General features: G+C 47.5%; 11 protein-coding genes and 3 rRNA genes (1 of these 14 only partly in view). 3 read left to right on the top strand and 11 right to left on the bottom strand.

Features of this window, described 5'->3' with window-relative positions; translation table 11 throughout:
* Positions 1-61: 61 nt before the first annotated feature.
* The 8 genes from ACH59B_RS11375 to ACH59B_RS11340 all read right to left on the bottom strand — a co-directional run bounded on the left by ACH59B_RS11375 (position 62) and on the right by ACH59B_RS11340 (position 7603).
* A complete protein-coding gene (locus ACH59B_RS11375) occupies positions 62-424 on the bottom strand; it encodes a response regulator (protein ID WP_014599711.1) in 363 nt (120 codons plus the stop codon).
* A gap of 354 nt (positions 425-778) precedes the next feature.
* Entirely contained in the window at positions 779-1777 is a 999-nt protein-coding gene (locus ACH59B_RS11370; protein ID WP_016818448.1) for a metal ABC transporter substrate-binding protein, read from the bottom strand.
* 37 nt (positions 1778-1814) lie between these two features.
* Positions 1815-2663, bottom strand: a complete 849-nt coding sequence (locus ACH59B_RS11365) for a metal ABC transporter permease (RefSeq protein WP_016818447.1) — start codon at positions 2661-2663, stop codon at positions 1815-1817.
* Positions 2609-3316: a metal ABC transporter ATP-binding protein gene (locus tag ACH59B_RS11360; RefSeq protein ID WP_170973163.1), complete on the bottom strand. Its 708-nt coding sequence runs from the start codon at positions 3314-3316 to the stop codon at positions 2609-2611. The genes ACH59B_RS11365 and ACH59B_RS11360 overlap by 55 nt, the downstream gene beginning before the upstream one ends.
* A gap of 216 nt (positions 3317-3532) precedes the next feature.
* Positions 3533-4552, bottom strand: coding sequence for an ABC transporter substrate-binding protein (locus ACH59B_RS11355; protein ID WP_404303774.1), 1020 nt, complete (start codon positions 4550-4552; stop codon positions 3533-3535).
* Positions 4553-4620: 68 nt separating this feature from the next.
* Positions 4621-5409 (bottom strand): ABC transporter ATP-binding protein, encoded by a 789-nt coding sequence (locus ACH59B_RS11350; RefSeq protein WP_016818444.1) that lies wholly within the window; start codon positions 5407-5409, stop codon positions 4621-4623.
* Positions 5406-6518, bottom strand: coding sequence for an iron ABC transporter permease (locus ACH59B_RS11345; protein WP_017428463.1), 1113 nt, complete (start codon positions 6516-6518; stop codon positions 5406-5408). Before ACH59B_RS11345 ends, ACH59B_RS11350 begins: the two co-directional genes overlap by 4 nt.
* Positions 6515-7603, bottom strand: a complete 1089-nt coding sequence (locus ACH59B_RS11340; RefSeq protein WP_404303771.1) for a CobW family GTP-binding protein — start codon at positions 7601-7603, stop codon at positions 6515-6517. The genes ACH59B_RS11345 and ACH59B_RS11340 overlap by 4 nt, the downstream gene beginning before the upstream one ends.
* Before the next feature lie 231 nt (positions 7604-7834).
* On the opposite strand from ACH59B_RS11340, the gene ACH59B_RS11335 reads away from it, so the two are divergent.
* Genes ACH59B_RS11335 through ACH59B_RS11325 form a run of 3 tightly spaced genes read left to right on the top strand, consistent with a single transcriptional unit; the run spans position 7835 to position 10950 of the window.
* Positions 7835-8836 (top strand): permease, encoded by a 1002-nt coding sequence (locus ACH59B_RS11335; protein WP_123797149.1) that lies wholly within the window; start codon positions 7835-7837, stop codon positions 8834-8836.
* Positions 8837-8844: 8 nt separating this feature from the next.
* Positions 8845-9822, top strand: coding sequence for a TIGR03943 family putative permease subunit (locus tag ACH59B_RS11330; protein WP_117289950.1), 978 nt, complete (start codon positions 8845-8847; stop codon positions 9820-9822).
* Between the two features lie 18 nt (positions 9823-9840).
* Positions 9841-10950: a GTP-binding protein gene (locus ACH59B_RS11325; RefSeq protein WP_123797148.1), complete on the top strand. Its 1110-nt coding sequence runs from the start codon at positions 9841-9843 to the stop codon at positions 10948-10950.
* Positions 10951-11188: 238 nt separating this feature from the next.
* On the opposite strand, the gene rrf is transcribed toward ACH59B_RS11325, so the two are convergent.
* The 3 genes from rrf to ACH59B_RS11310 form a co-directional block, all read right to left on the bottom strand.
* Positions 11189-11305: ribosomal RNA gene (gene rrf, locus ACH59B_RS11320) — 5S ribosomal RNA — on the bottom strand.
* 148 nt (positions 11306-11453) lie between these two features.
* Positions 11454-14379, bottom strand: a 23S ribosomal RNA gene (locus tag ACH59B_RS11315).
* A gap of 357 nt (positions 14380-14736) precedes the next feature.
* A 16S ribosomal RNA gene (locus ACH59B_RS11310) occupies positions 14737-14749 on the bottom strand; it runs 1541 nt beyond the window's last position.
* The 16S, 23S and 5S rRNA genes sit together here, the layout of an rRNA operon.

Genomic DNA, 14749 nt, shown 5'->3' with positions numbered 1-14749 from the left:
AAAATAAGCATGAAACTCCCGCTTCAATATGTTCAATATTATGTATTAAAAGCTTGATTCATTAATTATCCAGCATTTTTGTGACGGCATTCACGACCCTTTCCATCTCAAATGGCTTCACAATAAAATCTTTTGCCCCTGCCTTAAATGCTTGTATAATTGCTTCCTGCTGACCCAAAGCGGAACACATTAAGATGTTGGCTTTAGGATCAAGCTCTACAATCTTTTTAACAGCCTCAAGCCCATCCATTTTAGGCATATTAATATCCATGGTAATTAAATCTGGTCGAAAGTGTGCATATTTCAAAACTGCATCATATCCATTTTCCGCTTCTGCAATAACAGAGTGACCTAAATCCAACAGAATATCCTTAAGCACAGAACGCATAAATAAAGAATCATCCACTATTATAACTGTTGCCAAGTTAACCTCTCCAATCCGTTGTCATATGATATGCACGCCCAAACTTCAATATCGGTGAAAAAACTAGTTATATTAATAGAAAGAATCTGTAAAAAGAAAAACGCTACCATTGAATTATAAAAGGAATTTGAAACTAGCTACTACAGCATTAATTTCAATAAAAACGTTTCGCAATGACGTAAATCATTCCTGTAGTATGAAGATTACAAAGTACTAGGTATTCAATGAACCCTTAGCACTATGCAGGAGAATTTAAAGTGAGAAGAATCATTGGGTCAACTCCTTAAACAGACATAAAAAAAGACATCGGTATCATACCGACATCTTTTTTTAAACTATTCGTTTAAAGTTTGCTTATTCATTCAGAGCTTTTTTCAAAGCCTCCAGATTGTTTTTCATCACACCAAGGTAATCCAGGTTTTTCTGCTTGTCTTCATCCGTCAGTCCTTCAAGCGGATTCAGCACATCCGTTTTCGAACCAATTTCTGTAGCTACGGTCTCAGCGACCTTCGGATCAACCAATGTTTCAAAGAAAATCGTCTTCACATTATTTTCTTTAGCAAACTTGATAATACCTGCCAACTTGTCCGGCGTAGGCTCCTGCTCTGGAGATAATCCGGCAATTGGCACTTGGGTCAGACCATATTGCTTAGCCAAATAGCTAAAAGCAGCATGCTGCGTAATAAAGTCTTTACGTTTTACATTTTTCAGACCCGTTTTGAATTCAGTATCCAGCTCTTTCAGCTTAGCAATATAAGCATCAGCGTTTTTCTCATAGTCCGCTTTGTTTGTAGGATCGGCTTTTACAAGCCCTGCTTCTATAGCTTCTACTTCTTTCTGAGCTAAGACTGGATCAAGCCATACATGAGGGTCCAGCACATGATCGTGATCATGGCCTTCCTCTGCGTGTGCTTCTTCTCCTTCTTCCTCCTCGGCAGATCCTTCCATCAGGTTCAACCCTTTGCTTGCTTCAACTACTACACGCTTATCATTCGATGCGCTGCTCAAAGCCTGTTCTGCCCAACCTTCGACGATCCCGTTATATACAAATACGTCAGCATCCTTAACCTGTGCCATATCCTTGGCGCTTGGCTCCCAATCATGCGGCTCAGCACCGGCAGGAATCAACGCGGTTACGTTAGCATGGTCTCCGGCAACTTGCTTGGTGAATTCATACATCGGATAAAAAGTGGTGACTACATTCAGCTTTTTACCACTGTCCGCTGTTTGTGCCGGATTAGGTTCAGTTTGAGATGCATTCGTGGCTGCATGATCAGATTTAGCTCCGCAACCGGCCAAAATAAGTGCTAGCCCCGCGGATAATACAAATGATTTTTTGAACCATGTATTCATATTCATAACTCCTTATGTGTTATTTTTCAAAAAACGCTTACTGACCTGCCGCATTCTTACGTCGGGAAGCCTGTTGCTTGCCAAGCTTACGGACCAGCTTTTGAATACTAGCTCCTACGATCAGGAATAATAAGAGCACCATAGCAATCGTCCCACCTGGGGGTGTACTGAGTTCATATGATGCGGTTAATCCCATAAATACGCCGATCAATGCGGTGATCATGGATATCCAGATAGCTGCCGCGAAGCTCGGTGCAATTCGAATCGCCAGCGCAGCAGGCAACACGATTAGTGAGGAGACAAGCAGTACACCGACAATCGGCATGGCGGCGGCTACAATCATCCCAGTCAAAATACTAAACGCAAACGAGATAGACTTGACAGGAAGACCATTGGTCTTTGCCGTTTCTTCATCAAAGGTAATCTGGTACAAAGGCCGTCGGAACACGAAAAAGAAAATACCTCCGATGACAGCCACAACGATCATCAACATCAGCTCGGTCTGATTGACGGCTACTACCGAACCAAACAAATAAGCGGAAAAGCCTTTGTTAATGCTCTGATTCAGATTCATTAAAATAACAGCCGTTGAGAGGCCACCTACCATAATAATAGCCACAGAAATCTCACTATACGTTTTATAAGATCTGCGGACGTATTCAACAATAATCGCACCGATCACTGCAACAATAAATCCAGTTATCGTCGGGTTAATCCCTAAATAGGCACCTGCTGCCACCCCTGCCAGCGATACATGCGATAGCATGTCCGCCATGAGAGCCTGACGCCGTAGCATCAGGTATACTCCAAGCACCGAGGCCAGCAGTGCAATTACCCCACCGGCACAAAATGCCCGCTGCATGAAGTCGTAGTGCAGCATTTCCATCCGCCATCTTCCTTCCTTTCAAGCTCAATAATACGATCCAAATAATGTTGTACTTCCGATAGTCCATGGGTAACCATGACTACAGTTCTTCCATATTCCTTAACCTGTTGATTCATCAGATCGTAGAAGTGATGTCGGCTTTCCTGATCCATTCCGGTCGTGGGCTCATCCAAAATGAGCAAATCCGATTCCTGAGCAAGTGCTCTTGCCACACAAATACGCTGCTTCTGTCCACCAGACAATTCGCCGATTTTGCGATGCCGTAAATCCCACATCCCTACCTGACGAAGCGCCTGCTCTGTCAGATCATGATCCTCAGCCCGCATCCGGCGCAGCCAAGAGCCATGAGTATATCTACCCGAACGGACAAATTCCAGGATGGTACTTGGAAACCCTCCATTAAAGGCAGCAATTTGTTGTGATACAAATCCGACAACGAGCTTTTTGCCTTCACCTGTACGGTCGGACATAAACACTTTGCCCTTCCAAGGCTGAAGTAAACCGAGCAGCAACTTGAGCATCGTCGATTTGGAAGCACCGTTTGGTCCGGTAATAGCCACAAATTCTCCGGAAAAAATTTCAACATTGGCATCCACCAAGTTAGGAACATCTCCGTAGCCAAATGTGACCTGTTCCAATGAGGCCAATAACATGACGCAAATCTCCTTTTCCTTTAAAAAGCCTGGAGCCATCTGAGCGGTCATCATAGCGCAGATTCTCCAGGTCGTTTATGATCATTAAACCATCTACCGTAATTATTACGATTTGGTAATAAAAAAATAAGCGCTTGATAAACGTAACCTTTACGCATTAGCAAGTTTAACAGTTTAGGCAAGGTTCGTCAATGTTTTGGCAACTCTTTTGTTTGTTTATTTCACTTTGTCCGGGTACAAGCCTGCTGCCAAGGTTTTCAGTGCAATCGGTGCTCGCACACCTTCAGCCGCTGCGGATAGAGGCAGCACCACAAATCGTTTGTTTTTGATCGCTTCGACACCAGCCAGCGCGGGCTTGCTCAACAGCAGCTTTTCTTTATCCGCCAGTGAAGTATCTCCGTAGTCGAGAATAATAATAACATCAGGGTTGCGGTTCACGACCTCTTCCCAGCTTACTTCCGTAAAACTTTTATCGATATCATCAAAAATATTTTTCGCCTTCACACTTTTAATCAAAGACGTCAGATAATTGTTGGCAGCCGTAAATGGCTTGTCTTCGCCGCTGTCATAAACAAAAACCTTGGGTGCCCGTTCAACCGTGCCAATTTGAGTCTGAATGGACTGCACTTGTGCACGAATGTCATTTACCAGTTTTTCTGCACGCTCCTCAACCCGGAAAATACGTCCAATATTTAGTATATCCCGATATACTTCTTCTAATATAGGACCCGGCTTATTGGAGGATTCCTGTACATAGGTTTGCACGCCCTGTTGGGCAAGCTCCTCCCGGGAACCCAGATTTTTATCATTAAAGGCACTCTTCCAGCCCGCATAGGCAAAATCCGGTGCAGCTGCCATAAACACCTCTTTGGACGGATATTGTTTGGCTAGAACCGGGATTTTATCATATTGAGTCTTATATTTCGGTAAAATCTGATCATCCAAATAGGCGGTTCCTACCATGGAAGATTCCAGTCCAAGGGCCAGCATAACTTCTGTCGCATGCTGGTTCAATGTAACCGCACGTTTGGGCGCTTCGGGAAATACCATTTTTACACCCATGTTCTCAATCTCTACTGCCTTCTCTTGGGTTGTTGATTGCGATGCATCAGATTGCTGCCCGTTTGCAGATGAATTTGTGGTTTGAGCCGTGTTTCCTGCTGCGCAGGCCGATAATAACAGCATCGCCAAAGCTAGCATAACCAGCGGTAATGCGGGTTTGCTACATTTATTCATATGTAACGTCTCCTCTTTCATTCACAGTTTTATCTTACCTTATCGAATCACCATTCTGCCTGTTAGTGTCATAGATGGTCTCCACCTCTAAGAGAATCCGGTAAAAAGGTAATACTCGGTTTCCCGGTTTTCGGATGAATGCGAATTTCTGTTTCCACCCCGAATACACTGCGTAGCAGGTCAGGCTGAAGCACATTCTCTGTTATGCCGGAGGCTACCACCTTGCCTTCTTTTAATACATACAATCGGTCACAATAACATGCCGCCAAATTTAAATCATGCAGTGCAGCTAAAGCAGTGATCTGAAGTGTTTTGACCAAATCGAGAATTTGCAGCTGATACCGGATATCGAGATGATTCGTCGGCTCGTCCAAAATGAGAAATTTCGCTTGTCCGGCCAAAGCCCTGGCGATTAATACCCGTTGCTTTTCACCGCCCGACAGGGTAGCAAACCCCTGATCCGCTTGAGCATTCATGCCTACCCGCTCCAGCGCCTGCTCAACCAGTTCATGATCGAAGACAGTATCTGCTTCCAGCAGTTTCTTATGAGGATGGCGGCCCATCAGGACGATGTCCCGTACTGAAAAATCAAACGTTTGGGGCGCATCCTGACTTACCACTGCCATTTGTCGTGCTGTCTCTTTGTACTTCATCCGTAGTAAATCCCGGCCATCCAGCGTCACCAAACCACTATCAGGTCTTAGCACACGATACATATTCTTAAGCAACGTCGATTTGCCACTGCCATTTGGACCGATCAGCCCGACCAGCTCTCCCGTTTTTACCTGGAGACTGATACCGTCGATCAATCGTTTATCGTGAATACTGAAGGTCACGCCTTCGACTTCTATATTCATTTTTCGCCTCCAAACGAGTAGGAACTGCGCCGCAGCAACCACACAAAAAAGGGTCCGCCGCACACAGCCGTTACAATACCAATCGGCAGCTCCTGTGGAGCCAGCACGAGCCGGGCACATACGTCTGCCCACACGACGAAGATAGCTCCCGAAAGCAGGCTGACAGGCAGGACACGCCGATGATCCGATCCCACTATTAGCCTAACGATGTGTGGAATCATAAGCCCGACAAAACCAATCGAGCCACTCACTGATACGACTGCCCCGGTTAAAAGGGAAGCGACAACAACCAATAATACACGGAACGCCTGCACGTTCACACCGAGCGTTACGGCGGCTTCTTCTCCTGTCAGCAAAGCATTCAATGAGCGGCATCGGGTCAAAAGGACAGCCGTTCCCACCGCTATAATAAGGCTTGGAATGAAAAGCGTATCCCATTGAGCGCCTGCCAGACTTCCCATCATCCAATACATCGCGTCACGGATGCCTTTTTCATTCGGGGCCATCGTAACGATAAAGCTAGTCACAGCCGACAGCATCATAGATACCGCCACCCCTGCCAACAGCAAGCGGGTCGTCGATATCCGTCCGGCCACACGAGCCAACGCAAACACCATAAGCATCGCAGCTAGAGAGCCTGTAAAAGCAGATATGGGCAGTGTAAGTCGTCCCAAAAATCCAAAAGCTCCAAACACAATAACTAACGTCGCTGTCACTGAAGCACCCGATGAGACTCCTAGAATATAGGGGTCCGCTAACGAATTGCGAATTAATGCCTGTATAGCCGCTCCGGTAACAGCAAGTCCTGCTCCCACGACAACACCTAGCAGCACACGCGGAAAGCGAATTTCCCAGACGATATATTGCTCCGGTTTGGTCCATGTCACGGGTATCCACTGATCCAGCCAGGGCAGATGGGACAGCGCAATTCGCCATACTGTCCCTGGAGCGACAGCCACAGGACCCAGCATGACCGCAAGTGTAACTGACAGCACCAGTCCCGCAGTTAATAGCAGCAGAATTGTTGTAAATCTCCATGGAGGCTTCCCTGCTAGATCAGCTCGAGAATGAGGCTTGGATGAATAAACGCTATTTGTTCTCGAAATCATGAACTAGCCAGTGGCTTTGCAGCCGCTTCAAGCTTTTTCAATCGTTCCCCGATCTCAGAAGCAGAGAAATTCTCGCCCATGATCACCACTACATCGTTCACTGGCTTTTGCGGTCGGATCGGGATGATTTCCAGCTCACGATAGGCAAATTGAAACATCATTTGACCCTCCGATTCCAAAAATCGCACGATTCCTTTGGCCCGGTAAATTTCAGCAGGCAAACTGCGGAACAACTGTTCAAACTCGGAGCGTGACACAGGTTGTCCAAAAAAATGCGTATGAACAACTACATGGTCGTAGGAATGATAATGCTCTCCGTGTTCATGTTTATGGTCGTGATGCTCGGGCTCATGATAGTCATGAGGATGATGGCCTGTATGATCATCATGACCATACGTGTGAAAATGAGCTTCCGCATGCTGATGATCATTCGCGATATCGACTGTGGACTCCTTTTGCCGTGAAACATCCATCCGTTTCTCTCCTTGAATGGAGAAAAAGGCACCCAAATCTACGTCACTACGCTCCGTGCTTACAGTCAAAGCATAAGGATTTAATTCTTTTACAAGGGCCTGTACTTTTTGCAATTCTCCCGCAGCCAATAAATCAGTCTTGTTAATAATCAGTTTGGAAGCACATCGCAGCTGATCCTGCATCAAACGAAACGACTTGCTTCTCTCACTACCCAAGGAGAAATCCAGAAATTGACGCGCATCCACGACCGTGATAACAGATTGTAAAACCATAGAAGAATATATGGAGGCATCTGTCACTGCATCTACAATCTCCATTGGATTAGCCACTCCGGTACATTCTACAATAATCACATCTGGCTTATATTCCTCGACAAGATTCATGAGCTCGACGCCCAAATCTCCGCGAATGGTACAGCATATACAGCCACTGAGCATTTCCTTCATGGGGGCTTGGTCGTTCACCAAACTGCCGTCCAGATTAACATCACCCAACTCATTCATCAGAATAGCTGGCTTGAGCCCCTGCTCCTTGTAGTAAGCCAGCGCATGCTGAAGAAGAGTTGTTTTCCCGCTGCCCAAAAATCCGGATAAAACAACAATCGGTATCATATAATCCTCCTTGTCTTTACAGCACTAATATGGATCGTACCGTAAAAGTTTTCTTCTTGCAATCATTTATCGAATTTTAATCGTAATAATTACTATTAACAAACATAAATATATATGACCACGCTTTGAATTGTCAATATAGGAGGTGATTCAAGCATAATCCTGCGGCATGATTGTCCCAACACAGGCATAGGATGTAGATAAGAACCCTTATTCCCAAGGAGATGTGGAATGAAAAACCGTACGCTGTTGAAGATGCTGCCTTTTATGATTCCGTTTGCCTTTCTCATCCCTGTGCTTATTACGCTATCTCCTCAGTGGCTTCGTTTGTTAGATATAGGGCAGCTGCAGTCATTAAAGACGGTATTTATGGGTATTTTTCTGGAGGCTGTTCCGTTTCTCCTGATCGGTGTGCTTGTTTCATCCCTTTTACAGTGGCTTGTACCGGAGACATGGATTCGTAAAATAGCGCCTGCCCATCCTGTGTCGGGTGTCCTGCTCGCCTCCTTGCTAGGTATGCTGTTTCCCATCTGTGAGTGCGGCATGATCCCTGTCGTTCGCCAATTAATGCTCAAGGGAATGCCTGCCTATATGGGTATCACTTTTATCTTAAGCGGACCTATTATCAATCCCGTAGTACTGGCTGCGACGATGATGGCTTTCCCTTCCCATCCTGAGGTCACTGCCGTTCGAATGGGTTTGGCCTTTGTCGTTTCCGCGACCATCGGATTGATCATATATGCCTTTGTGCGTGTGCATCCGCTCAAACGGTCTTTGCTCTCTTTTAACCAACAAAAGCAGAACAATCAGACTCATCGGCATAACCGCACATGGCGGGGATTTTTTGTACATGCTGGCGACGAGTTTTTAGACATGAGTAAATATCTCATTATCGGTGCATTATTGACAGCTTGTATCCAAACCTTTATCCCACGTGACGAAATGCTTTCGTTAAGCAATGGAACGGCTGGCTCGTACGCCTTTATGATGGGCTTTGCCTACGTGCTATCGCTATGTTCCACCTCTGATGCCTTTGTAGCTACTGCTTTTTCGCATACCTTTACACTGGGTCCGCTGGCAGCCTTTCTTGTACTCGGCCCGATGCTTGATTTCAAAGGCACACTCATGCTGCTCAGCACCTTTCGCACCAAATTTGTCGTGATCTTGGGCTTACTCATTATTTTACTCGTCCTGATGGGATCTATAGCTGCTGAATGGTTATTGGGGAGGTAAATACAAACGTGAATTCAACCTTTAGCATCCGCTGTCAATATGGCATGCGCTCCTTGCTCATGATCGGATTAGCTGTATACATCATCACATTACATCGCACAAGTGCACTTCATTACTACTTGGCTCCGCACATGCAAAAGCTGCTTTTACTCTGTCCTGTGCCACTCATATTCATCGCTTTGGCGATGGCATGGCACGTAATCGTGGGAAGCCGGGATGGTGAAGATGTATGCGATTGCGAACATCCTTTACCGCAAAGCTGGTTCAAAAAAACTCTCGTATATGGAATGCTGCTCATTCCGTTGCTGTTCGGATCACTGCTGCCCAATCAGGCGCTTGGCAGTGATATGGCAGCCAAAAAAGGTATGTCCTTCACCTATCCCAACCCGGATATCCGACGAAAAACAGACATACAAACCACGAACACACCCGCAGCCTCCCTTTTATCCACTCCATCTTTCACACCAACTTCGCTCCCTCTAAAGGGAAAATGGAGTCAGGAAGCGCTGGATAAGCTGTTCGTTCCACCCGATGAGTACAATGTAGAATTCGCCGAGCTGGCGAAACGTCTGTATCAGCAACCCATTATACAGATCCATCCGGAGATTTTTTCCGAAACTATAGGAGCGATCGAACTGTATAAGCACGCTTTTCAAGGAAAAAAAGTACAGGTGACTGGCTTTGTCTATAAAGACGACAACCTACCGGGTAAAGGTCTATTTGCAGTAGGAAGGTTCCTCGTTATGTGCTGTACTGCCGATGCCATGCCATTCGGGGTTATCGTCCAATCCCAGAACCCTCCGTCCTTTGACAAGGATACCTGGGTGACTATTGAAGGAACACTGCATGCAACGCAAAAGGATAATGCACCCGTACTTGAAATTCGATCCGATAAAATAACGACTGTCAAGCAGCCAGAATCCCCTTATGTCTATACCCAAGCAGACTCGGTAGCAACCTATGATCGCTTGAATACGGCACACTAAACCCGCCAAGGAGGAAAAATGATGAACAAAGTTCCTGTTATATTAATCAGTGGTTTTCTTGGAAGCGGCAAAACGACACTACTTTTGCGGCTGTTAGCCTATACTCGTCAGATTCCTCTTCGTGCTGCTGTTTTAATGAACGAAATGGGCGAATATGATGTAGACAGCGCTATTATTTCAGAGGAAATGCCTGACGTAACAGTGGAAGGACTGCTAGAGGGGTGCATTTGTTGCAGCAAAAGAAATGAGCTGGCTGGCGCACTGCACACCCTGCTCAGCCAAGAGCCAGATGTGATCTTCATGGAGACCACCGGAGTAGCCAACCCCGAGCAGGTGTTGGAGGAACTTCGCTCTCCACTGCTGGCAGATCGGCTGTATCTGGTTCACGGCATCAGTGTGGTGGATGCTGAGCTGTTCCATGAATACAACAGCCGCTTCACTGCAGACAAAGAGCTGGTTCGGACTCTGCACGGACAGCTTCGCTCCGCCGACTTTATTGTTGTGAACAAAACGGATGTCGCAAATAGCCGTGAAGTGGCTAAGGTCGTCAAGAACATCCGCAAGCTCAACGATACGGCCAAGTTGCAAACTACTGAGTATAGCCGCATTGACCTTGAACCACTGCTGGAACCTGTCCTGAACTCCGTATGGGTTGACCCGAAACCTGTACAAGTATTTCAACATACATCGGCACAGATGCAGCCCAACGATGCAGAAGCATCGCCTATCCCAATTCCCGCTAAAGATAACGAAAGACCTAGCAATGCCTCCAGAAGTACCGCATTCAAAGTAATTTCTGCACACCGTCAAAACCACAGTCACGATCACGACCTCCCCCATTCCTTTTCTCGTCTGGAGAGCTTAACACTGCATCAATATTCTCCTCAGCCATTGGAAAAGCAACGATTAGAAGACTTCCTGACTGGGCTAGGTTCCTCGCTGCTTCGTGCGAAAGGTTATTGTGTGCTTCCGCATGAGGGTACAATGCTTTTGCAATTCTCAGGAAGTCACTTGGAATGGCAGCCCACCGCACTTCCGGTGAGCCAGGGATATGTCACACTCATTGGAGAGCAGCTTGACAAAGCGTCCATTACCGAGCAATGGGAACAGTGCTTCGTTTCGCTGTAGTCGACAGATTCGGCTCGAAATGAAATTCCCCTCCAAAATGTCTACGAAATTAAATTATAAAAGGCTGTTCCTTTGACCTTTAAAAGTCATGGAACAGCCTTTTTTTGTAACTATCATAAATTTGCATATACGCAGTATATACCTTATAGGATGTTATGTTGAATGATGGGAAAATAAAAAAAGCCGTCGAGGCATTCTCGACGACCTGAGTACGACTTGCAGAGTCATACTATTATTTGCTTGGCAACGTCCTACTCTCCCAGGACCCTGCGGTCCAAGTACCATCGGCGCTGGAGGGCTTAACGGTCGTGTTCGGGATGGGTACGTGTGGAACCCCTCCGCTATCGCCACCAAACATGAATTTGCCTCGCAAATTCTTCCGTAAGCTTATTCGGTTATCACAGATTGTGTGAATGAATCGCCATACGCTTGTCGTATGTACTTCTACATACTTTCAAGGTTACACCCTGAAAACTGGATCCGAAACTCATTGCGCCTTATCTTAGGATAAGCCCTCGACCGATTAGTATTGGTCAGCTCCATGCATTACTGCACTTCCACCCCCAACCTATCTACCTCGTCGTCTTCAAGGGGTCTTACATACTGGGAAATCTCATCTTGAGGGGGGCTTCACGCTTAGATGCTTTCAGCGCTTATCCCTTCCGTACATAGCTACCCAGCGGTGCTCCTGGCGGAACAACTGGTACACCAGCGGTACGTCCATCCCGGTCCTCTCGTACTAAGGACAGCTCCTCTCAAATTTCCTACGCCCACGACAGATAGGGACCGAACTGTCTCACGACGTTCTGAACCCAGCTCGCGTACCGCTTTAATGGGCGAACAGCCCAACCCTTGGGACCTACTTCAGCCCCAGGATGCGATGAGCCGACATCGAGGTGCCAAACCTCCCCGTCGATGTGGACTCTTGGGGGAGATAAGCCTGTTATCCCCAGGGTAGCTTTTATCCGTTGAGCGATGGCCCTTCCATGCGGTACCACCGGATCACTAAGCCCGACTTTCGTCCCTGCTCGACTTGTAGGTCTCGCAGTCAAGCTCCCTTCTGCCTTTGCACTCTTCGAATGATTTCCAACCATTCTGAGGGAACCTTGGGGCGCCTCCGTTACTCTTTAGGAGGCGACCGCCCCAGTCAAACTGCCCACCTGACACTGTCCTCGTACCGGATCACGGTACCAAGTTAGAACCTAGATACGATCAGGGTGGTATCCCAAGGATGCCTCCCCTCAAGCTGGCGCTCAAAGTTCTACGGCTCCCACCTATCCTGTACAGATCGTACCCAAATTCAATATCAAGCTGCAGTAAAGCTCCATGGGGTCTTTCCGTCTTGTCGCGGGTAACCTGCATCTTCACAGGTATTAAAATTTCACCGGATCTCTCGTTGAGACAGCGCCCAAGTCGTTACGCCATTCGTGCGGGTCAGAATTTACCTGACAAGGAATTTCGCTACCTTAGGACCGTTATAGTTACGGCCGCCGTTTACTGGGGCTTCGGTTCATAGCTTCGCCCGAAGGCTTACCACTCCCCTTAACCTTCCAGCACCGGGCAGGCGTCAGCCCGTATACTTCGCCTTGCGGCTTCGCACAGACCTGTGTTTTTGCTAAACAGTCGCTTGGGCCTTTTCACTGCGGCCCCCTCGGGCTATTCACCCTACCGAGGCACCCCTTCTCCCGAAGTTACGGGGTCATTTTGCCGAGTTCCTTAACGAGAGTTCTTCCGCGCGCCTTAGAATTCTCTTCTCGCCTACCTGTGTCGGTTTGCGGTACGGGCACCTTCTCCTGGCTAGAGGCTTTTCTTGGCAGTCTGAGATCATGACCTTCGCTACTGTAATTTTCGCTCCCCATCACAGCCCAGCCTTACGATGTGCGGATTTGCCTACACATCAGCCTCACTGCTTAGACGGACATCCATCAGTCCGCGTCACTACCCTACTGCGTCACCCCATCGCTCATAGCGGATTACGGTGGTACAGGAATTTCTACCTGTTGTCCTTCGACTACGCCTATCGGCCTCGCCTTAGGTCCCGACTTACCCTGAGCGGACGAACCTTCCTCAGGAACCCTTAGGCTTTCGGCGGATCTGATTCTCACAGATCTTTTCGTTACTCATACCGGCATTCTCACTTGAATGCAGTCCAGCGCTCCTTCCGGTACACCTTCAACCCGCATTCAACGCTCCCCTACCCCTGATGCAAAGCATCAAGCCATAGCTTCGGTGGTGTGTTTAGCCCCGTTACATTTTCGGCGCAGAGTCACTCGACCAGTGAGCTATTACGCACTCTTTCAATGGTGGCTGCTTCTAAGCCAACATCCTGGTTGTCTGTGCAACTCCACATCCTTTCCCACTTAACACACACTTGGGGACCTTAGCTGATGGTCTGGGCTGTTTCCCTTTCGACAATGGATCTTAGCACTCACTGTCTGACTCCCGGAACTAAATCTATGGCATTCGGAGTTTGACTGAGCTTGGTAACCCTTGCGGGCCCCGCACCCAATCAGTGCTCTACCTCCACGATTCTTCTTTCCGAGGCTAGCCCTAAAGCTATTTCGGGGAGAACCAGCTATCTCCGGGTTCGATTGGAATTTCTCCGCTACCCCCACCTCATCCCCGCATTTTTCAACATGCGTGGGTTCGGGCCTCCAGTGCGTGTTACCGCACCTTCACCCTGGACAGGGGTAGATCACCCGGTTTCGGGTCTACGTCCACGTACTCATTCGCCCTATTCAGACTCGCTTTCGCTGCGGCTTCAGCTCTTCACCTTAACCTTGCACGGGAACGTAACTCGCCGGTTCATTCTACAAAAGGCACGCCATCACCCATAGATCGGGCTCTGACTTCTTGTAAGCACACGGTTTCAGGATCTATTTCACTCCCCTTCCGGGGTGCTTTTCACCTTTCCCTCACGGTACTGCTTCACTATCGGTCGCCAGGGAGTATTTAGCCTTGGCAGATGGTCCTGCCGGATTCATACGGGGTTTCACGTGCCCCGCACTACTCGGGATCCGTCTCGGAGGGAACAGGTTTTGAACTACAGGGCTTTTACCTTCTCTGGCGGGCCTTTCCAGACCTCTTCATCTAACCGGTTCCTTTGTAACTCCATGTGAGACGTCCCACAACCCCAAGGAGCAAGCTCCTTGGTTTGGGCTAATCCGCGTTCGCTCGCCGCTACTGACGGAATCACTATTGTTTTCTCTTCCTCAGGGTACTTAGATGTTTCAGTTCCCCTGGTCTGCCTCTCACTCACCTATGAATTCAGTGAGTAGTGACTGTCGATGAAGACAGCCGGGTTTCCCCATTCGGACATCCCCGGATCAAAGCTTGCTTACAGCTCCCCGAGGCCTTATCGTTGTTCGCCACGTCCTTCGTCGGCTCCTGGCGCCTAGGCATCCTCCGTGTGCTCTTTGTAGCTTAACCTAGACTTTTCTTTCACAGAAAGAAAATGTCGATATCTGCTACCTTTATTTCACTTGTTTACACAAGATCAGCTTAAAGGAATATTCTAAAACGCAATTTCGTTTCGGTATCCAGTTTTCAAGGTGCAATTCGCTTCGTCGAAGCGAAGCCCGATGAATATTTCGGTTCCACACGATGTGTGAATGAAACATTCGTCGAATCTTGAGAGTTTGAACTCTCAAAACTGAGCAACGAGTGAGTAAGTTCAGGATATCCATTTCATTCACACGAACGTGATGAACCGAATTGAATATCCGATCGCAGGTACATGTACCTGCTGATTTGAATGTTTCCATTGCAGGAAACGATTCTCCATAGAAAGGAGGTGATC

The sequence above is a fragment of the Paenibacillus sp. DP01 genome (assembly GCF_044784315.1).
Classification (GTDB): domain Bacteria; phylum Bacillota; class Bacilli; order Paenibacillales; family Paenibacillaceae; genus Paenibacillus; species Paenibacillus polymyxa.
The sequence above is the reverse complement of the archived record's forward strand: the minus strand, read 5'-3'. Positions and strand labels throughout refer to the sequence as shown.